This window comes from Pantoea sp. EKM101V, from assembly GCF_011800325.1.
Lineage (GTDB): Bacteria > Pseudomonadota > Gammaproteobacteria > Enterobacterales > Enterobacteriaceae > Pantoea > Pantoea anthophila.
Window position 1 is genome coordinate 13048 of sequence record NZ_JAALFP010000015.1, and the last position, 20617, is coordinate 33664.

The 20617-nt window shown below is 58.0% G+C and carries 20 protein-coding genes; 10 read left to right on the forward strand and 10 right to left on the reverse strand.

The features are described 5' to 3' along the window. Positions 1–44: 44 nt before the first annotated feature. Positions 45–1040, forward strand: a complete 996-nt coding sequence (locus tag HFD92_RS19095) for an acyltransferase (protein WP_009088311.1) — start codon at positions 45–47, stop codon at positions 1038–1040. On the opposite strand, the gene HFD92_RS19100 is transcribed toward HFD92_RS19095, so the two are convergent. After that, a complete protein-coding gene (locus HFD92_RS19100; protein ID WP_167429502.1) occupies positions 1025–1957 on the reverse strand; it encodes a GlxA family transcriptional regulator in 933 nt (310 codons plus the stop codon). The two genes, HFD92_RS19095 and HFD92_RS19100, sit on opposite strands and share 16 nt — an antisense overlap. Positions 1958–1965: 8 nt before the next feature. Beyond that, the gene (gene yieH / locus HFD92_RS19105; protein ID WP_167429503.1) at positions 1966–2625 is read right to left on the reverse strand and encodes a 6-phosphogluconate phosphatase; all 660 of its coding nucleotides are present in this window, start codon (positions 2623–2625) and stop codon (positions 1966–1968) included. Positions 2626–2777: 152 nt separating this feature from the next. Between yieH and HFD92_RS19110 the strand changes: the two genes are divergently transcribed. Further along, positions 2778–4091, forward strand: a complete 1314-nt coding sequence (locus tag HFD92_RS19110) for an NCS2 family permease (protein WP_167429504.1) — start codon at positions 2778–2780, stop codon at positions 4089–4091. 41 nt (positions 4092–4132) lie between these two features. On the opposite strand, the gene HFD92_RS19115 is transcribed toward HFD92_RS19110, so the two are convergent. The 7 genes from HFD92_RS19115 to rpmH all read right to left on the reverse strand — a co-directional run bounded on the left by HFD92_RS19115 (position 4133) and on the right by rpmH (position 9751). Further along, a complete protein-coding gene (locus tag HFD92_RS19115) occupies positions 4133–4882 on the reverse strand; it encodes a 4'-phosphopantetheinyl transferase superfamily protein (protein ID WP_167429505.1) in 750 nt (249 codons plus the stop codon). A 177-nt stretch (positions 4883–5059) separates the two neighbouring features. Then, on the reverse strand, positions 5060–5650 hold the full coding sequence (locus HFD92_RS19120; protein WP_167429506.1) for a malonic semialdehyde reductase: 591 nt from the start codon (positions 5648–5650) through the stop codon (positions 5060–5062). Positions 5651–5910: 260 nt separating this feature from the next. After that, positions 5911–7275, reverse strand: coding sequence for a tRNA uridine-5-carboxymethylaminomethyl(34) synthesis GTPase MnmE (gene mnmE, locus HFD92_RS19125; RefSeq protein ID WP_167429507.1), 1365 nt, complete (start codon positions 7273–7275; stop codon positions 5911–5913). A gap of 91 nt (positions 7276–7366) precedes the next feature. Then, positions 7367–9013 (reverse strand): membrane protein insertase YidC, encoded by a 1647-nt coding sequence (gene yidC / locus HFD92_RS19130; RefSeq protein WP_046100913.1) that lies wholly within the window; start codon positions 9011–9013, stop codon positions 7367–7369. A 2-nt stretch (positions 9014–9015) separates the two neighbouring features. Next, positions 9016–9273 (reverse strand): membrane protein insertion efficiency factor YidD, encoded by a 258-nt coding sequence (gene yidD, locus HFD92_RS19135; protein WP_008926397.1) that lies wholly within the window; start codon positions 9271–9273, stop codon positions 9016–9018. After that, a complete protein-coding gene (gene rnpA / locus HFD92_RS19140; protein ID WP_008926396.1) occupies positions 9237–9596 on the reverse strand; it encodes a ribonuclease P protein component in 360 nt (119 codons plus the stop codon). Before rnpA ends, yidD begins: the two co-directional genes overlap by 37 nt. 14 nt (positions 9597–9610) lie before the next feature. Continuing rightward, a complete protein-coding gene (gene rpmH, locus HFD92_RS19145; RefSeq protein ID WP_003849659.1) occupies positions 9611–9751 on the reverse strand; it encodes a 50S ribosomal protein L34 in 141 nt (46 codons plus the stop codon). 597 nt (positions 9752–10348) lie between these two features. On the opposite strand from rpmH, the gene dnaA reads away from it, so the two are divergent. From dnaA to HFD92_RS19180, 7 genes are all read left to right on the forward strand, one after another. Continuing rightward, the gene (dnaA, locus tag HFD92_RS19150; protein ID WP_009088291.1) at positions 10349–11764 is read left to right on the forward strand and encodes a chromosomal replication initiator protein DnaA; all 1416 of its coding nucleotides are present in this window, start codon (positions 10349–10351) and stop codon (positions 11762–11764) included. Between the two features lie 4 nt (positions 11765–11768). Next, complete coding sequence (gene dnaN / locus HFD92_RS19155) at positions 11769–12869, forward strand: DNA polymerase III subunit beta (protein WP_009088289.1); 1101 nt, start codon at positions 11769–11771, stop codon at positions 12867–12869. A 245-nt stretch (positions 12870–13114) separates the two neighbouring features. Further along, positions 13115–14200, forward strand: a complete 1086-nt coding sequence (gene recF, locus HFD92_RS19160; RefSeq protein ID WP_009088288.1) for a DNA replication/repair protein RecF — start codon at positions 13115–13117, stop codon at positions 14198–14200. A gap of 18 nt (positions 14201–14218) precedes the next feature. Beyond that, entirely contained in the window at positions 14219–16627 is a 2409-nt protein-coding gene (gene gyrB / locus HFD92_RS19165) for a DNA topoisomerase (ATP-hydrolyzing) subunit B (protein WP_009088286.1), read from the forward strand. A 174-nt stretch (positions 16628–16801) separates the two neighbouring features. Continuing rightward, entirely contained in the window at positions 16802–17281 is a 480-nt protein-coding gene (locus HFD92_RS19170; protein WP_009088284.1) for a YhcH/YjgK/YiaL family protein, read from the forward strand. Positions 17282–17380: 99 nt separating this feature from the next. Further along, positions 17381–18190, forward strand: coding sequence for a sugar-phosphatase (gene yidA / locus HFD92_RS19175; protein ID WP_009088282.1), 810 nt, complete (start codon positions 17381–17383; stop codon positions 18188–18190). Positions 18191–18298: 108 nt separating this feature from the next. Further along, positions 18299–19567, forward strand: coding sequence for a DUF3748 domain-containing protein (locus HFD92_RS19180; protein ID WP_167429508.1), 1269 nt, complete (start codon positions 18299–18301; stop codon positions 19565–19567). On the opposite strand, the gene HFD92_RS19185 is transcribed toward HFD92_RS19180, so the two are convergent. Further along, the gene (locus HFD92_RS19185; RefSeq protein ID WP_033736117.1) at positions 19533–19901 is read right to left on the reverse strand and encodes a YceK/YidQ family lipoprotein; all 369 of its coding nucleotides are present in this window, start codon (positions 19899–19901) and stop codon (positions 19533–19535) included. The two genes, HFD92_RS19180 and HFD92_RS19185, sit on opposite strands and share 35 nt — an antisense overlap. 290 nt (positions 19902–20191) lie before the next feature. Between HFD92_RS19185 and ibpA the strand changes: the two genes are divergently transcribed. Further along, complete coding sequence (ibpA, locus tag HFD92_RS19190) at positions 20192–20608, forward strand: small heat shock chaperone IbpA (RefSeq protein ID WP_009088277.1); 417 nt, start codon at positions 20192–20194, stop codon at positions 20606–20608. Positions 20609–20617: the final 9 nt, after the last annotated feature.

Genomic DNA, 20617 nt, shown 5'->3' on the forward strand with positions numbered 1-20617 from the left:
TTGGCTACGCTTTTCCGCACGGACGCTATGCGCAAGAGGACGCCATGCCGCAGAAGATTTACTGGATCGATAATTTACGCGCGGTTGCCTGCCTGATGGTGATCGTCATTCACACCACCACCTGGTATATCACCGGGCCGATGGCGGTAAAGGGGGTCGCCTGGGATGCCGCTAATCTGCTGAACTCGGCCTCACGCGTCTGCGTTCCGCTGTTCTTTATGATCTCCGGCTACCTCTTTTTCGGTGAGCGCAGCGCCCAGCCGCGCCATATGCTCCGGCTGGTTCTCTGCCTGCTGTTCTACAGCGCCGTGTCACTCGCCTATATCACCTGGCTGACCCCCATCAGCGAAGGGCGATCGATCCTGAAGATGCTGCAGAAGCCGGTGTTTTATCACCTCTGGTTCTTCTTTGCGCTGATCGGTATCTATCTGCTGTCGCCGCTGATTCAGGTGAAAACCGTCCAGGCGCGCTATGTGGCGCTGCTGGTTCTGGTACTGGCAGTGCTGGCCAACCCGAATACGGTCAGCCAGTCGCTGGGCCCCTTTCATTTTCTGCCGGTGAATCTCTATGTCAGTGGCGACAGTATCTACTATCTGCTCTATGCGCTACTGGGGCGGGCTATCGGTTCGATGGAGACCACCCGGCGCGGCCTGACACCGCTCGCCGCCGGGCTGTTTATCGCCTGTGTGGCGGGCATTACCCTCGGCACCAAAAAGGCGCTGATCGTTAATGGCGCGTTTAACGATACCTGGTATCTCTACTGCGGACCGCTGGTGTTTATCGCCGCGATCAGCCTGCTGGTGGTATTTAAAAACTGTCTCAACCAGCGCACCCTGCCCGGTTTTTCGCTGATTGCGCGCTATTCACTGCCGATCTACGGCTTTCACGCGCTGTTTATCCACTATCTGCGCACGCATCACTACGATGACATGTCACGCCCGTGGCTCGACCTGCCCTGGGTGTTCGGGCTGACGCTGGGCGGCAGCCTGCTGCTGGGCATGGCACTGAAACGCGTCGACACCCGTCACTTTGTCAGCTGATCGGCTTCGCGCTGACGGGCGCGTCGTAGCTGGCGCGCCGATGAAAATCCTGCCGCCAGCGCCGCTTTCTCGGCGGACTCTCCCTGCTGCTGCCGCTGACGCGCCACCCCTACCCGCAGCTGTTCGTGATACTCACGCACGCTGATCCCCAGATGCTGACGAAAGAGCCGTGCCAGATGGCGGCTGCTGACGTGCGTGCGTCCGGCCAGCTCGGTCAGCGTCCAGCCATGCTCAGGATGGGCAATCATCAGATCCTGCGCCCGGTGAATGGCGGGATGGAGATGATTGCGGTAACGCAGCCACGGCGAGAGCTGCGGGTCATCACCGGCACGGCGAAACCAGACCACCATTTCGCGTGCCACCGCCAGCGCCGTGGGCGTGTCACAGAGCTGATTAATCAGATGCAACGCCAGGTCTATACCCGCCGTGATGCCCGCGCTGGTCCAGATGTTCCCGTGCCCGACAAACACCCGGTTCTCTTTGACCCGTGCACGCGGGGCGGCCGCTTTCAGACGGGCAATCACATCATGATGCGTCGTGCACTCCACCTCATCCAGCAGCCCTGCCTGCGCGGCCAGCAGGGCACCTGAGCAGACGCAGATCAGCATACAGGTCTGCGCGCGCAGCGCAGCCTGCTGGCGGATCAGCCACTGGCGCGCCTCGGCGGCCTGCGGCGTGGCGAAGCAGTGCCGGGAGTCATAGACGCCCGGCACCACCAGCAGACTGTCGGCGGGAAGCTGCTCCGGCAGCGGTTCGATGCCGCCAATGGTCATGCCGGTGGAGCAGACAACCTCCGGCTGCGGGCCAATGTAGCGCAGCGTAAAATGATCGCCCGCCAGTTTCAGCGTCTCGGCCGGACCGGTCAGATCCAGCACCATGACGCCAGGCAGGGTTAAAAACCAGACGGTGTGACTCATGGGCCGCGCTACACCAGATCCCAGCCACGGGCGCGCCACAGCGCAGGCAGCTGCGCCATGTCATCGAAGCGCGTCACCAGCGGATGATCCAGTTCCGGGTTATGCGCGTCTGCGCAGTAGTAGTAGACCGGAATCCCGGCGGCGATCCCGGCGCGGGCGCCCGCTTCGGAGTCATCCACCAGAATGCAGCGCTCAATCGGCACCTGCATCTGCTCCGCCGCGTGGTACATCAGTTCCGGATCGGGCTTCCAGTGCAGAATGTCATAGCCACTGTAGAGGTGCTCAGCAAACAGCGGCAGCATGCCGGTTAATCCCAGCGAGTGCTGCATCTTCTTTACCGTTCCGTTTGAGACCACGCACATCGGCACCCTGATCTGCTCCACCAGCGCTTTCGCACCGGCGATCGGCTGCAGCTGCTGGTCGAACAGTCGCGCCACTTCCGCGCGGTAGGCGGTTTCGACCTCCTCCATCGGCAGCGACACCTGATGCGCCTCACCCACATCACGAATGATGTCGTAAAGTTTGACGCCCTTATACTTTTCAAACATCTCCTGCAGCGACAGCTTCAGGCCATAGCGGGAAAAGGTATTCACGTAGGCCTGGGTGCAGAGCAATTCACTGTCCACCAGCGTGCCATCGCAATCAAAAAAGACGCATTCTACTGACATCAGATTCTATCCTTCGATTCAGGTGTGGGTTCCTCACTTTACCGCACTCCGTACAGATTGCGAGACTGGCAATCGGTTGCGAAAAATCATTGTATTGCCCCGGTAAAATCGCCAGGATACGCGCCGATGATTTTTTCTTCTGGATGGATGGCATGAGCAAGCAAGGCGTTTTGCAGCGCATTTTCAGGCTGCAGGAACATGGCACCACGGTGCGTACCGAAGTGATCGCGGGTATCACCACCTTTCTGACGATGGTCTATATCGTCTTCGTCAATCCGCAGATCCTGGGCGTCGCGGGCATGGATACGCAGGCGGTATTTGTCACCACCTGTCTGATTGCCGCCTTCGGCAGCATTCTGATGGGCCTGTTTGCCAATCTGCCGGTAGCGCTGGCACCCGCTATGGGACTGAACGCCTTTTTCGCTTTTGTGGTGGTCGGGGCGATGGGGTATTCCTGGCAGGTCGGCATGGGCGCCATTTTCTGGGGTGCGGTCGGCCTGCTGATCCTGACGCTGCTGCGGGTCCGCTACTGGATGATTGCCAATATCCCGCTCAGCCTGCGCGTCGGCATTACCGCCGGTATCGGCCTGTTTATCGCCATGATGGGGCTGAAGAATGCGGGCATTATTGTGGCTAACCCCGATACCCTGGTGGCCGTAGGCAACCTGACCTCGCACAGCGTGCTACTGGGCGCGCTGGGCTTCTTTATTATCGCCATTCTGGCGTCGCGTAATATCCACGCGGCGGTGCTGATCTCCATGTTGATCACCACGGCTATCGGCTGGATGCTGGGCGATGTGAAGTTTGTCGGCCTCTTCTCCGCGCCACCGTCGGTAACGTCGGTGGTCGGTCAGGTCGATATCAAAGGCGCATTCAATATCGGTATGGCCGGGGTAATTTTCTCCTTTATGCTGGTCAATCTGTTCGACTCCTCCGGCACGCTGATTGGCGTCACCGATAAAGCGGGCCTGACCGATGAAACCGGCACCTTTCCGCGCATGCAGCAGGCGCTGTATGTCGACAGCATCAGTTCAGTGAGTGGCGCGCTGGCGGGCACCTCCTCGGTGACCGCCTATATCGAGAGCTCCTCCGGGGTGGCGATTGGTGGCCGTACCGGCCTGATGGCGGTCGTCACCGGCCTGCTGTTCCTGCTGGTGACGTTCCTGTCACCACTGGCGGCCATGGTGCCGGCCTACGCCGCGGCGGGCGCGCTGATTTACGTGGGTGTGCTGATGACGGCCAGCCTGTCGCGCGTGCGCTGGGATGACTTAACCGAAGCCGTTCCGGCATTTGTCACCGCCGCCATGATGCCGTTCAGCTTTTCTATCACCGAAGGCATTGCGCTGGGGTTTATCGCGTACTGTGTGATGAAGCTGGGCACCGGGCGCTGGCGTGAGATCAGCCCCTGCGTGGTGATTGTTGCCCTGCTGTTCGTACTGAAGATTGTCTTTATCGACGCGCACTGAGCGCAGTAACTGATCGCCGCAACCCACCGGTTGCGGCGTTGTCACATCTCAGGATGCAGATTGCGCTCGCTGGGCAGGCTGGTCAGTCGCAGCGCATGCGGCCCGATATTGGGCTTGCCCATCTCCATTTCCCGTAATGCGCGCCACTGAAAGGCGTTATCCATCTCCCACAGATAGAGCCGCTGGGTCGCGGATGAGAGCGCACACGACCAGACCAGCACAGGCTCTGCATCGCAGACCACCTGAATATCGGGATAGAGCGACGACCGCAGCCGCCCCGCACCCGGCAGCAGACGCAGCGAATCCAGCCCCCGATCGCCCTCTCCCGTCAGCTTGAGAATGCTCTGGCGCAGCGTCCAGATCTGGGTCACCGCTTCCATCGCATCCTGCTGGGCATTGATCCAGGCGATTTCGCCGGAGGTCAGCCCCTGAATCAGCTGCTCCTGCGTCTGACGGCTCCGCGCATGCACAATCTCCATATCCAGACCGGCACGTCCGCCCTCTTCGGCCAGCAGCACCCCTACGGTATTACCCGCATAGGCGATGCTGAAATCGGGCAGATCGCGGTCGGCAAAGGTGGGCCGTCCGTTATCCTGAATGGTTAAGCGCGGCAGCTCATTGATGCCATAAATCCGCTGCATCAGCTGTGCCAGCAGGATACGCGCGGCAAGGAAGCGTCCACGGCGTTTGTCAGCAAACTGCTGTGCCGTGTCCCGGATTGCCTGGGGAATGTGCATCTCACTGGCCGGGAAACCGGGGTCACCCGTCCAGCGTACAAAATGACCAGCCATCTGTCGCTCCGTGAAAATGGTCAGATAATCATCAGAGGCATTGTAAGAATTTTCTTAACTTAATGCACCCGGCAACGCACGGATTGGGCTAAATTCGGAATAGGACGAACGGAGAGCACAGAGCAGGCGGGAGCGCCTGGGAGAAGCGTCGCGATGCGGATCGCGACGCGGGTAGCATCAGGCGAAACGGCTTGCCTGCTCAAAGCTCAGACGCGGCAGGCGCGGATGCAGTTTTGATGCCTCACCATAGCCAAGGTTGATCAGCAGGTTGACCTGATACTGACCGTCCGGGAAGAAGGCGTCGTTCACTTTCGCCGGATCAAAACCGGACATCGGACCGGCATCCAGCCCCAGCGAACGGGCCGCCAGAATCAGATAACCCGCCTGCAGGCTGCTGTTACGGAAAGCCGTCTCTTTTGCCGCTTCCGGACTGCCGGTAAACCAGCTGCGCGCATCAGCATGCGGGAACAGGGCGGGCAGCTGCTCATAGAACTCACGATCCCACGCCACAATCACCGTGACCGGTGCGCTCATGGTTTTGTCCAGATTGCCGGAAGAGAGGGCCGGTTTCAGCTTCTCTTTCCCCTCCGCCGAGGTCACAAAAATAAAACGCGCAGGCGAGCAGTTTGCCGACGTTGGCCCCAGAGCCGTTAAGGTATAGAGCTGTTCCAGCAGGGCATTATCGACCGGCTTATCCTGCCAGTAACTGTGGGTGCGGGCGTCGTTAAACAGCGTGTCCAGAGCGGTCTTATCGAGCGGTGTACTCATGCAACTCTCCTGTAGCAGGCGAAAAGGTTCGCCCGAATAGCTTCACGTATAGGGTCGGCTTGCGGCCTGATGCGGCGGGAGCGGGATCGCTCACCACACTCTGCAGCGGTACATCAGATCGGCGCCTCTACCGTTATACGATAATGGCGTGCCGCCGCAAAATAACATATCGGCAAGAATCACTGCAGAGAGCGGAATAACGGAGGAACGCGCGCGGCGGGAAAGCCAGCCTGACAGCCTACGCCGCCAGGCCAGAGGGATTATTTACCGATACAGAAGCTGGAGAAAATACGTCCCAGCAGATCGTCAGAGGTGAACTCGCCGGTGATCTCGCTTAACGCCTGCTGAGCAAGGCGCAGCTCTTCAGCCAGCAGCTCGCCCGCCCAGGCGCCGAGCAGCTGTGCTTTGCCCTGCTGCAGGTGGGTTGCCGCTAATTCCAGCGCCTGCAGATGACGGCGACGCGCCAGGAAGCCGCCTTCCATATTGCCGGAGAAGCCCATGCTCTGCTTCAGGTGATCCCGCAGCGCATCGACGCCCTCGCTGGTGCGTGCCGACAGACGAATCAGTGAGTGACCATTGACGTCCGTCAGACCGGGAGACTCACCGGTCACATCCGCTTTATTACGCACGACCGTGATCGGCAGTTGTGGCGGCAGACGCGAAACGAAATCGGGCCAGATGGCCGCCGCTTCGGTGGCATCGGTGGTGGTGGCGTCCACCATAAACAGCACGCGATCCGCCTGTTCAATCTCCTGCCAGGCGCGCTCAATCCCGATGCGCTCCACTTCATCGCTGGCCTCACGCAGACCGGCGGTGTCGATGATGTGCAGCGGCATGCCATCAATATGAATATGCTCGCGCAGCACGTCGCGGGTGGTGCCCGCAATGTCGGTCACGATGGCGGCTTCACGGCCCGCCAGCGCATTCAGCAGGCTCGATTTACCGGCATTTGGCCGGCCCGCAATCACCACCTTCATTCCTTCACGCAGCAGGCTGCCCTGACGCGCTTCGGCACGGACGGCATCCAGATCACCGATGACCGTATTCAGCTGCGCTTCGATTCTGCCGTCAGAGAGGAAATCGATCTCTTCATCCGGGAAGTCGATAGCCGCTTCGACGTAGATGCGCAGATGCGTGAGTGCTTCCACAAGATGATTGACCCGGGTGGAGAAAGCGCCCTGCAGCGAGTTAACGGCTGAACGAGCGGCCTGTTCGGAGCTGGCATCAATCAGATCGGCAATGGCTTCGGCCTGCGCCAGATCGAGCTTGTCATTCAGGAACGCCCGTTCGGAAAACTCACCTGGCTGAGCAATCCGCACGCCTGGCAGGGCCACGATGCGCTTCAGCAGCAGGTCGAGGATCACCGGGCCGCCGTGGCCCTGCAGCTCCAGCACATCTTCGCCGGTAAAGGAGTGGGGGCCAGGGAACCACAGCGCGATACCCTGATCCAGCACGCTGCCGTCGCTGTCGGTAAACGGCAGATAATCGGCGTAGCGCGGCTTAGGCAGTTTGCCCAGCAGCTGGCGGGCGACCTCTGCCGCCTGTGCGCCAGAGACGCGCAGAATGCCGACGCCGCCGCGTCCGGGCGGTGTTGCCTGGGCAACAATGGTATCGCTGTGGCTCATAAATTTTCTCTCGCTACAAAAAACACAGGCGGTCGCTTTGACCGCCTGAGAATAGACTATATAGGGCGGGATGGCTCCCGCGCTGGATCGCTTACGCTTTCTTCTTGTCGCGGCTATGCAGACCACGTTTTTCCAGGCCGCGATAAATCAGCTGCTGCTGGAGAATGGTGACCAGGTTGCTGACGATGTAGTACAGCACCAGACCTGACGGGAACCACAGGAAGAAGACGGTGAAGATCACCGGCATGTACGTCATGATCTTCTGTTGCATCGGATCGGTCACGGTGGTCGGTGACATCTTCTGAATGAAGAACATGGTGATGCCCATCAGAATCGGCAGGATGTAGTACGGGTCCTGCGCAGACAGGTCATGGATCCACAGAATGAATGGCGCATGACGCAGTTCAACCGAGCCTGACAGCATGTAGTAGAGCGCCAGGAAGATAGGCATCTGAATCACCAGCGGCAGACAGCCACCCAGCGGATTCACTTTCTCTGCTTTATACAGCGCCATCATTTCCTGGCTCTGCTTCTGCTTGTCATCACCCAGACGCTCACGCATCGCCTGAATTTTCGGCTGCAGCATGCGCATCTTCGCCATCGAGGTGTACTGCGCTTTAGTCAGCGGGTACATGATGCCGCGCACGATGAAGGTGATCACGATAATGGAGAAGCCCCAGTTACCGATGAAGCTGTGGATAAATTTCAGCAGCTTGAACAGCGGCTGAGAGATAAACCACAACCAGCCGTAATCCACGGTCAGATCAAGGTGCGGAGCAATAGCAGCCATCTTGTCCTGAATTTCCGGGCCGACCCACAGGGTTGCGCCCAGATTCTGCTGTGCGCCTGCGGCGATGGTTACCGGTGCAGATTTATAGCCAATCGCCGCCACGCCGTTACCCAGGTTGCTGGTGTAAAGGGTGTTGGTGCCTTCGGTACGCGGAACCCATGCGGTTGCAAAGTACTGCTGCAGCATCGCCACCCAGCCATTGCTGGTGGTGGTGTTCAGGTTCTCGTTATCCGCGATGGTGTCGAATTTGTACTTCTCATATTTCGACTCGCTGGTGGAGTACGCCGCGCCACGGAAGGTATGCAGTGCAAAGTTGTTGCTGCCGGTATCACGATGCTTAGGCAGATCGATAGTCTGCTTCAGCTGGCCAAACAGCGACACTTCCAGCGGCTGCTGGGTGGTGTTGTTGACATGATAGTCGACATTAACGGCATATTCGCCACGCTTGAAGATGAAGGTTTTGGTGTAAACCACGCCATTTTCAGCGGTATAGGTCATCGGCACACGCAGTTCAGCCTGGCCATCAGCCAGCTCGAAGTGATCCTGTGCCGTGGTGAACAGCGGACGCGCACCGTTGTTCGGGTTATCCGGACCATTACGGCCGGTTAAACCACTCTGCGCCTGATAAAGGAAGGCTGGCGTCGTTTCAAGCAGCTGGAACGGCTGGTCAGAACCCAGTTTGTCCGGGAAAGTCAGCAGCTGTGCCTGTTCTACATCACCGCCGCGGGTGTTGATATTTAATGACAGGACATCGGTCTTAACGGTGATCGTCTGGCCCTGACCGCTGGCCGGTACACCCTGACTGGCGGTATCACCCGCTACGCTGTTGGTGCCCTGTGTGGTCTGCGTCTGCTGTGGCTGCGGAGCGTGGTCCGTCTGCCAGGCTTGCCAGATCATAAAGGTCACGAACAGAAAAGCGATGAGAAAGAGATTGCGTTGCGAATCCATCGTTAATGTTCTCTGGTATCAAAGGTTTTTGGCGGCACAGGATCGTCACCACCCGGGTTCAAGGGGTGGCATTTTAATACGCGTTTTAATGTCAACCAACTGCCTTTTATCAGGCCGAACCTGCGTAACGCCTCAATTCCGTAATGAGAGCAGGTCGGGTGAAACCGACAGTGTGGTCCCAGTAATGGACTGATACCGCGTTGATAGACGCGTATCAGGACGATCAGGAGCCGCGCGCCAGGCGACAGTGACGACGCCATAATTTCTCCAACGCTTCCGCCAGCATACGGTTATCCAGATCGGCAACCCCCTTCTTCGCGACCACCACGAAGTCCATCGACGGCAGTTCATGTTGACGCAGACGAAAGCTTTCGCGGGTCAATCGCTTGATCCGGTTGCGTTCGTGGGCGCGTTTCACATGTTTTTTAGCGACGGTAAGACCGATGCGGGGATGCCCCAGCGCGTTAAGGCGGCCGAGAATAGTGATTTGCGGCGTGCCAGCCCGTTGTGGCTGCTGGAAGACGAAAGTGAAATGAGTGGGAGTTAACAAGCGTAACTCCCTGGGAAATGCGAGCTTACCCATGAGGGCTAGCTTTATTACTTAGAAACGGTCAGACGAGAACGGCCTTTAGCACGACGACGTGCCAGAACCTGACGACCATTTTTTGTTGCCATACGAGCACGGAAACCGTGTGAACGGTTGCGCTTCAGTACGGACGGTTGAAAAGTGCGTTTCATGGCGGTTTCTACCTAAACTTGAAAATTTTCACTGGGTGACGCGTTTCGGGCCAGTAAATCGACCGACGCCTCAATGTGTCTTTAATAAAGAGGCGGGATTGTAATAATTGTACAGTCCCGAGTCAATTTACTTCGCGTGGCACGGTACCTGAAAACCCGCATACAGCCCGCTGAGTTCCGACATTTTGCTTTGGGGCGCAATGTCGGGTGGGGAATTATACGGGCTCCGCTCTAAAGCGCAAGGATCGTACGGGATCTTATTACGATCGGGAGGCGGGATCGTGGGGATAAAACGAGACATCGTCCGAAATTCTGACGCTTTTCGCCAGATCCCTGCGGGTTTTTCCGGCAACTGGCGTAAACTTCTTTGCGCGCCTCTGGCCTGTGGATAAAAAGGATCAAAACTGTGTAGAAAGGGAAGATCTCTGTCTCGCTTTGCGCTATGATCCGCCCTTCCGCTGACGATCCTCCGCTGATTGCAGGCTGGAAAACCGCTGATAGCGGTCGCAGGCGCTTTCTTTCGTCTGTGTCAAAAAATGAACGTTTCTTAGAGTAACGCCTACTATTCTTATCGAATTTGTACGAGTGGAGTCCGCCGTGTCACTTACGCTTTGGCAACAGTGTCTTGCCCGTTTGCAGGATGAGCTTCCTGCCACCGAATTCAGCATGTGGATCCGTCCACTGCAGGCTGAGTTAAACGACAATACGCTTGCCTTGTATGCTCCAAATCGCTTCGTACTCGACTGGGTCCGGGATAAATACCTCAATAGTATCAATGCGCTGCTGAATGAATTCTGTGGCCCGAACGTGCCCGCGCTGCGTTTTGAAGTCGGCACGCGCCCGGTTCAGCAGCAGGCGGCAGCGGTCAGCCAGCCGGTCATGGCCAGCGTCAGCGCACCGGTGATGCCCGTGCAGAGCCATGTTCGTCCGGCACCGACGCAAATCGTGCGTCCCAGCTGGGACAATGTGCCGGCACCGGCCGACGTGACCTACCGCTCGAATGTGAATAACCGTCATAACTTCGACAACTTCGTCGAGGGTAAATCCAACCAGCTGGCGCGCGCGGCGGCACGTCAGGTGGCGGATAATCCCGGCGGCGCGTATAACCCGCTGTTTCTGTATGGCGGCACCGGTCTGGGTAAAACGCACCTGCTGCATGCGGTAGGTAACGGCATCATTGCCCGTAAACCCAATGCAAAAGTGGTTTACATGCACTCCGAGCGTTTTGTGCAGGATATGGTTAAGGCACTGCAGAACAATGCGATCGAAGAGTTCAAACGCTATTACCGTTCAGTAGATGCCCTGCTGATCGATGACATTCAGTTCTTTGCCAATAAAGAGCGATCGCAGGAAGAGTTCTTCCACACCTTTAATGCCTTATTAGAAGGCAATCAGCAGATCATCCTCACCTCGGATCGTTACCCCAAAGAGATCAACGGGGTGGAAGATCGTCTTAAGTCCCGTTTCGGCTGGGGGTTAACGGTGGCGATCGAGCCGCCTGAGCTGGAAACGCGGGTGGCGATCCTGATGAAAAAAGCGGATGAGAATGACATCCGCCTGCCGGGTGAAGTCGCCTTCTTTATTGCCAAGCGTTTACGATCCAATGTGCGTGAGCTGGAAGGCGCGCTGAACCGCGTGATCGCCAACGCCAACTTTACCGGCCGGGCGATTACGATCGACTTCGTGCGTGAAGCGCTGCGCGATCTGCTGGCGCTGCAGGAAAAGCTGGTCACCATCGATAATATTCAGAAGACCGTGGCTGAGTACTACAAAATCAAGGTCGCCGATCTGCTTTCCAAGCGCCGTTCGCGTTCGGTTGCACGTCCGCGCCAGATGGCGATGGCGATGGCGAAAGAGTTGACGAACCATAGCCTGCCGGAAATCGGCGACGCTTTTGGGGGACGCGACCATACAACGGTGCTTCACGCCTGCCGCAAGATTGAGCAGCTGCGTGAAGAGAGCCACGATATCAAAGAAGATTTCTCTAATCTCATCAGAACATTATCTTCGTGACGCTATGAAATTTATTGTTGAACGTGAGCAGCTGCTGAAGCCGCTGCAACAAGTAAGTGGCCCGCTGGGCGGGCGTCCAACGCTGCCAATCCTCGGAAACCTGCTGCTGCAGGTAACAGAAGGTTCGCTGCTGCTGACCGGTACCGATCTGGAAATGGAGATGGTGGCACGTGTGGCGCTGACGCAGGCACATGAGCCTGGCGCAACCACCGTTCCGGCGCGTAAATTCCTCGATATCTGTCGTGGCTTACCGGATGGCGCAGAGATCACGCTGGCGCTGGAAGGCGATCGCATGCTGGTGCGCTCAGGACGCAGCCGTTTTTCGCTGTCCACCCTGCCCGCCAGTGACTTCCCGAATCTTGACGACTGGCAGAGTGAAGTCGAATTCACCCTGCCGCAGGCGACGATGAAGCGGCTGATCGAAGCGACCCAGTTCTCCATGGCGCATCAGGATGTGCGTTACTACCTCAACGGCATGATGTTTGAAACCGAAGGGGAAGAACTGCGCACCGTGGCGACGGACGGTCACCGTCTGGCCGTCTGCTCAATGCCGGTTGGCCAGGCGCTGCCGAGTCATTCGGTGATTGTGCCGCGCAAAGGCGTGATTGAGCTGCTGCGTCTGCTGGATGGCGGCGAGACGCCGCTGCAGGTGCAGATAGGCGGCAGCAATATTCGTGCACACGTCGGCGACTACATTTTCACCTCTAAGCTGGTTGATGGTCGTTTCCCCGATTATCGCCGCGTGTTGCCGAAGAATCCCGACAAAGTGCTGGAAGCGGGCTGTGACCTGCTTAAACAGGCGTTTGCCCGTGCGGCGATCCTCTCCAACGAGAAGTTCCGCGGGGTGCGCCTCTATATCACCGAAAACCAGCTGAAGATCACCGCCAATAACCCTGAACAGGAAGAGGCGGAAGAGATGCTGGATGTCAGCTATAACGGCACCGAACTGGAGATTGGCTTTAACGTCAGTTACGTGCTGGATGTGCTGAACGCGCTGAAGTGTGAGAACGTGCGTCTGCTGCTGACCGATTCGGTGTCGAGCGTGCAGATTGAGGATGTGGCGAGTCCTGCTGCGGCCTATGTCGTCATGCCCATGCGCTTGTAGGTGTTACATATCGGCCTGGCTTACTTGCCATTCTGATTCCGGGCAGTGCTCGCCCCTGGTCACATACTTCAGTATGCTCCCAGGGTCTGCGCGCTGGCCGGAACCAGACTGGCGGCGACGCCGACGGCCTGGTGACGGGGATGTCGGGCAAACCTGCTTCGCCGTCGACGCCCTGGATTGTTAAAGGTAAGTCCTGAATTTTTACCATTTTATCCCGATCATTGCCCCTCACGCTGGACTGATTCATGGCTTTAACCCGCCTTCTTATTAAAGATTTTCGTAATATCGAACAGGCTGACCTGCAACTGGCTCCCGGCTTTAATTTCCTGGTCGGCGTCAACGGCAGCGGCAAAACCAGCGTGTTAGAGGCGATCCATACGCTGGGGCATGGCCGGTCGTTTCGCAGCCTGCAGGCGGGGCGCGTCATCCGTCACGACGAAGCGGCCTTTGTGCTGCACGGACGGCTGGAGAGCAAAGAGCGGGAAATTTCGGTCGGACTGACCAAAAACCGGGCCGGTGACAGTAAAGTGCGCATTGATGGCAGCGACGGTCACAAAGTCGCCGAGCTGGCACAGCTGCTGCCGATGCAATTAATTACACCCGAAGGCTTTAGTTTGCTTAATGGCGGCCCCAAATACCGCAGAGCCTATGTTGACTGGGGCTGCTTCCATAATACGCCTGGCTTTTTCAACGCCTGGAACAACCTGCGTCGCCTGCTTAAGCAGCGCAACGCCGCGCTGCGTCAGGTCACCCGCTACAGCCAGATCCGTCCCTGGGATCAGGAGCTGGTGCCGCTGGCTGAACAGATCAGCCTCTGGCGGGCGGAATACAGTGCCGCCATTTCCGCCGAAATCACCGGCACCTGCAGCCAGTTCCTGCCGGAATTTGACCTGCGCTTCTCCTTCCAGCGCGGCTGGGACAAAGAGAGCGACTATGGCGAGCTGCTGGAGCGTAACTTTGAGCGCGATCGTGCACTGACCTACACCGCCAGCGGCCCCCATAAAGCGGATTTTCGCATCCGGGCTGAAGGGACGCCGGTGGAAGATTTACTCTCACGCGGGCAGCTCAAGCTGCTGATGTGTGCATTGCGTCTGGCACAGGGCGAGTTCCTGACAAGCCAGAGCGGACGCCGCTGTATTTACCTCATTGATGACTTTGCTTCTGAGCTGGATGAGAGCCGCCGACGCCTGCTGGCGGAACGGTTAAAAGCCACCCAGGCTCAGGTCTTTGTCAGCGCCATTTCGGCCGGACATGTAATCGACATGAGCGACGAAAAGGGCAAGATGTTCCGCGTGGAACAGGGTAAAATAGCGGTTCAACCTGAAGATTAAAATGAGCGAGAAACGTTGATGTCGAATTCTTATGACTCCTCCAGTATTAAAGTCCTGAAGGGGCTTGATGCGGTACGTAAACGCCCGGGCATGTATATCGGCGATACCGATGACGGTACCGGTCTGCATCACATGGTATTCGAGGTCGTGGATAACGCAATCGACGAAGCGCTCGCTGGTCACTGTAGTGACATTGTGGTCACCATCCATGCGGATAACTCCGTCTCGGTGCAGGATGATGGACGCGGCATTCCGACCGGTATTCACGAAGAAGAGGGCGTGTCCGCCGCTGAAGTGATCATGACCGTTCTGCATGCGGGCGGTAAGTTCGATGATAACTCCTACAAGGTCTCCGGCGGCCTGCACGGCGTGGGTGTCTCGGTCGTTAACGCCCTGTCACAGAAGCTGGAGCTGACCATTCGTCGCGAAGGCAAAGTGCATCAGCAGATTTACGTCCACGGCGTTCCCGAGTCGCCGCTGACCGTGACCGGTGATACCGATTTAACCGGTACCCGCGTCCGTTTCTGGCCGAGCTACGAAACCTTCACCAACGTCCGCGATTTTGAGTATGACATTCTGGCGAAACGCCTGCGTGAACTCTCCTTCCTGAACTCAGGCGTTTCGATCCGTCTGGAAGATAAGCGTGACGGCAAAACGGACCACTTCCACTACGAAGGTGGCATCAAGGCGTTTGTTGAGTACCTGAACAAAAACAAAACCCCGATTCACCCGACCGTCTTCTACTTCTCAAACGAGAAAGATGGCATCGGTGTGGAAGTGGCGCTGCAGTGGAACGACGGTTTCCAGGAAAATATCTACTGCTTTACCAACAACATCCCGCAGCGTGACGGCGGTACGCACCTTGCCGGTTTCCGTGCGGCGATGACCCGTACCCTGAACGCCTACATGGATAAAGAGGGTTACAGCAAGAAAGCCAAAGTCAGCGCCACCGGTGACGATGCCCGTGAAGGCCTGATTGCCGTCGTGTCGGTGAAAGTACCGGACCCTAAATTCTCCTCACAGACCAAAGACAAACTGGTTTCGTCAGAGGTGAAATCGGCGGTTGAGCAGCAGATGAACGAACTGCTGGCGGAATACCTGCTGGAAAACCCGGCAGACGCCAAAATCGTGGTCGGTAAAATCATCGACGCCGCGCGCGCCCGTGAAGCGGCCCGTCGCGCCCGCGAGATGACCCGCCGTAAAGGCGCGCTGGATCTGGCTGGCCTGCCAGGCAAACTGGCGGATTGCCAGGAGCGCGACCCGGCGCTCTCTGAAATCTACCTGGTGGAGGGTGACTCCGCAGGCGGCTCGGCCAAACAGGGCCGTAACCGTAAAAACCAGGCTATCCTGCCGCTGAAAGGTAAGATCCTGAACGTTGAGAAAGCGCGTTTCGATAAGATGCTCGCCTCTCAGGAAGTGGCCACGCTGATCACCGCACTGGGCTGTGGCATTGGCCGCGACGAATACAACCCGGACAAGCTGCGCTATCACAGCATCATCATCATGACCGATGCCGACGTCGATGGTTCACACATCCGTACCCTGCTGCTGACCTTCTTCTATCGTCAGATGCCGGAAATCATTGAGCGCGGCCACGTTTATATTGCCCAGCCGCCGCTCTACAAAGTGAAGAAAGGCAAGCAGGAGCAGTACATCAAAGATGACGAGGCGATGGATCAGTATCAGATCGCCATCGCGCTGGATGGTGCCACGCTGCACACCAACGCCAGCGCTCCGGCACTGGGCGGTGAGCCGCTGGAGACGCTGGTCTCTGACTTCAACAGCACGCAGAAGATGATCAAGCGTATGGAGCGCCGTTATCCGATGGCCATGCTGCGCGCGCTGATTTATCACGACACGCTGAGCGATCTGACCAATGAAGCGGAGGTCACGACCTGGCTGAACGGTCTGGTGAGCTATCTGACTGAACGCGAAGCGCACGGCAGCACCTATCTGGCTCAGGTTCGCGAAAACCGCGAGCTGAACCTCTTCGAGCCGGTTCTGCGCGTTCGCACCCACGGTGTGGATACCGACTACCCGCTGGAAGCGGAGTTCATTCAGGGACCGGAGTACCGCAAAATCTGCGATCTTGGCGGCAAACTGCGTGGCCTGCTGGAAGAGGATGCCTACATTGAACGTGGTGAGCGTCGTCAGCCGGTGGCCAGCTTCGAACAGGCGATTGAGTGGCTGGTTAAAGAGTCGCGTCGCGGCCTCTCTGTTCAGCGCTACAAAGGTCTGGGCGAGATGAACCCGGATCAGCTGTGGGAAACTACCATGGACCCGGACAGCCGTCGTATGCTGCGCGTCACCATCAAAGATGCCATTGGTGCTGACCAGCTGTTCACCACGCTGATGGGCGATGCGGTTGAACCGCGCCGCGCCTTCATCGAAGAGAATGCGCTGAAAGCAGCCAATATCGATATCTGATCGGTCGCAGACCGGACAGGCCATCACTCCGGTGATGGCCTTTTTTTTATGCCGCCGCGGCGAACGCCGCGCCCGGTGCTGCGAGACCGATCACGTTTTCCCCCGCCCTGCTCCTTTACGCTTGCCTCTCTTTGCGCCTTCAGCGCGCACAACGTTAATACAGGGAGTTACCTTATGATTGTCTGCGACTGTCACGACTGGAACAGAGAACGTCACGCCTTTCATCCGGTTATCGATCAGGCGATACGCTGGATTACTGACACCGACTTCAGCCAGCTCGACACCGGTAAATATGCCATCCTGCCTGAGGATAAGATGTTCTGCCTGGTGCAGGAGATGATGACCGAACCAGCGAGCGCGCGTCGGGCAGAATCCCACTTCAGCTACATCGACATTCAGTTTCTGCTGGCCGGCAGCGAGAATATCGGCGTGGCCCGTGCCCACCCCGATCAGCGAGTGACCGAGGATTTTGCTCAGCAACGCGACGTGGTCTTTTATCAGAAGACGCTGAATGAGTCGGTGATCACGCTGCTGCCCGGTATGTTCGCGATCTTTTTTCCGCACGATATTCATCGCCCCTGCTGCGCGCCGGGTGAACCCGCCATTATCCGAAAAGCCGTGATTAAAATTCACCGCGATCTGTTTACCGCCTGACGCTGACGGTCGGCCGGGGGTGCCCGCCTGCTATGAAACTGGTCAATACGCGCTGAATCGCGCTAGCATTGAACCAAACCCAGACGCAACGAGGACTCTATGGCTATTAAATTGATCGCTATCGACATGGATGGCACCCTGCTCAATCCCCAGCATGAGATCACGCCGGGGGTGAAATCTGCCCTTGATCGCGCCCGCCAGCAGGGGGTATCGATTGTGCTGACCACCGGCCGGCCGTTTGTGGGTATCCAGCGCTATCTGATGGAGCTGGATATGCAGACCCCCGGCCAGTACGCGATCAGTAACAACGGCGCGCTGGTTCATCAGGCTGAAGATGGTGAGTGCGTGGCGGAAGTGACGCTGACCTTTGACGACTACCTCTACATTGAGCAGCTGGCGCGTGAACTTGGCGTCCATTTCCAGGCGTTCGACAAATCCCATCTCTATACGCCCAACAAAGACATCAGCGAATACACCATTCATGAGGCGAGCCTGACCGGGATTCCGGTGCGCTATCGTGCGGTGGAAGAGATGGACCGCGCGACGCGCTTCCCAAAACTGATGATGATCGACCGTCCGGCCCTGCTCGACGCGGCGATTGCCCGCCTGCCAGCGCACGCTAAGCAGACCTACACCATCCTGAAGAGTGCGCCTTATTACCTCGAAATCCTCGATCGCCGGGTCAACAAAGGTCAGGGCGTCAGAATGCTGGCGGAGAAGCTCGGCCTGAAGCAGGAAGAGGTGATGGCGATAGGCGACCAGGAGAACGATCTGGCGATGATTGAGTATGCCGGCACGGGTGTCGCCATGGGCAATGCGATTGATTCGGTCAAGGCTATCGCTCAGTTCATCACGAAAACCAATATGGAAGATGGCGTCGCACATGCCATTGAAGAGTTAGTGCTGTAACCGCCCTGCGCTTTCCGGGCCGCGCTGGCCCGGAACCCGGTAAAAAAGCTGCAGCGCGAAACAGAATCGCGTAATTTGTCGGGCAACGCTTCCTGCACGGGTTTCACCATGTCAGAAAAACAGATCACCTTTGCTGCCCGTCAGCATCAACTCACCAATATCAATGTCTGGACTGCCGACAGCCAGTGGCTGGCATTTGACGTGCGTCCTTCGGGCGCCTCCTTTACCAGCCAGACCATTGAGCGGGTCAATGTGATGACCGGTGAGGTGGAGGTGCTCTATCAGGCAAAGCACGGGGCTCATGTCGGCGTGGTGACGGTCAGCCCCGATATGCCGCCGCGCTACGTCTGCATTCATGGCCCGGAATATCCCGATGCGCGGTGGCAGTATGATTTCCATCACCGCCGCGGGGTGATCGTTCAGAACGCCACCGCTGTCAATCTGGATGCCTGCGACATCACGCCCCCCTTTACGCCTGGCGCGCTGCGGGGCGGGTCGCATGTGCATGTCTTCAGTCCCGACGGTTCACGCCTGAGCTTTACCTACAATGACCATGTCATGCATGAACGGGATACCCGGCTGGATCTGCGCAACGTCGGCATCGCGGTGCCGCTGCGCGCAGTCACGCCGGTTAAGCAGCATCCGCGGGAGTATGACGGCAGCTACTTTTGCCTGCTGGTGAGCGAGACGCATCCGGCACCGCAGCCGGGCAGCGACCAGATCAACCGTGCCTATGAAGAGTGCTGGATCGGTAACCGCGGCTATCAGAAACCGGACGGCCGCTGGCAGCGCTGGGCCATCGCGTTCATCGGCGACACGCTGACGGCGGAGGGAGAGAAGCGTCCTGAAGTGTTTGTTGTTGATCTGCCCGAAGCCCTGGACGATTACGCCCGGCCCGGTGCCAGCCCGCTGGAGGGCAGCAGCCAGCAGTTACCTGCGCCCCCGGCTGGCGTCAGGCAGCGCCGTCTGACGTACGGTCGTGGTCTGGCGCTGCAACCGCGCCACTGGCTGCGCAGTGCGCCCGATGGCAGCCAGATTGCGTTTCTGATGGCAGATGAGGGAGGGGTGATCCAGCTCTGGACGGTCTCTCCCAACGGCGGCGAACCGCGTCAGGTGACCCGTCTCGGCAGCAGCATTCAGTCCGCCTTCAGCTGGCATCCCGATGGCCAGGCCGTCGCCTTTATCTGTGATAACAGCGTGATGCGATGTGACGCTGAGAGCGGCGAGTGCCAGCGTCTGACGCGCAGAACGGATGACGCCCCCTCAGGCGACGCGGTCGTCTGGTCACCTGACGGCACGCAGATTGCGTATATGCGCGAGGTGGAGGGCTGGCGGCAGCTGTTTACGGTTGCGGCTGAGGGCGCAGCGGAGGCATAGGCTGCGCCTGCGCCAGGCTCTCCTGCGTGTGCGCCAGCTTTTCGCTCTGCAGAATGCGTTCCCGCGGGGAGTCGAGTGATTTATCTTTGTCGCTGCGGTAGTAGTCCCACGGCAGCAGCAGCGTATCCATCACGGCGGAGAAAGGAAGATCGATCAGCGCCAGCGGCTTCAGCGCCCAGCTGGTGTCCCCGTCGGTCAGCATATCCGCGCTGGCCCGGGTGCCTGGATAATAGCCCTGACTCGCACCTGTGTGTGACATCACGCTGGAACAACCGGTTGTCGCCATTGCGCAGCAAACCATTCCAGCCAGAGGTAAGGTCTTCATCAATTTCATTATCATCATCCCTTCAGCCCTGACATGCGCCGGGCTGAGTTGGCTTGCCAGACAACGTCAACACTCTGGGGCGAAGTCCGTTCGGGTCTGACAAAAGGTGTTCTGAGTGTATGTCATTTCCTGAGATTGGCGAAAAAAATTGCATTCTGCACGCTTGAAAATTCTCCTTTGGCACCCATTTTTAGTTTACGGACGCGCTCACCGTCGCCGAAAGGGACAGTGAGGTGCCGGATCCAGCCTGTCCAGTAGTGGAAGGTTGCCAAAACTTGCTGAAATTCAGGAGTCTTAATATGCGTAACTTTGATCTCACCCCACTTTATCGCTCAGCTATCGGTTTCGATCGCCTGTTTAACCTGCTCGAATCAAACCAGAATCAGAGCAACGGGGGTTATCCTCCCTATAACGTTGAACTGGTCGATGAAAATCACTACCGCATTACCATCGCGGTGGCCGGTTTCTCTCAGAGCGAGCTTGATATCACAGCGCACGACAATGTGCTGACTGTACGGGGTGCCCATCCGGAAGAGCAGGCCGAGCGTAAATACCTGTATCAGGGTATCGCCGAGCGTAACTTCGAGCGTAAATTCCAGCTTGCCGACCACATCGTGGTGCGCGACGCCCGTCTCGAAAATGGTCTGCTGAGTATCGATCTTGAACGTCTGGTGCCGGAAGAAGCCAAACCACGCCGTATTGAGATTCTGAAGTAATTTCTGAAG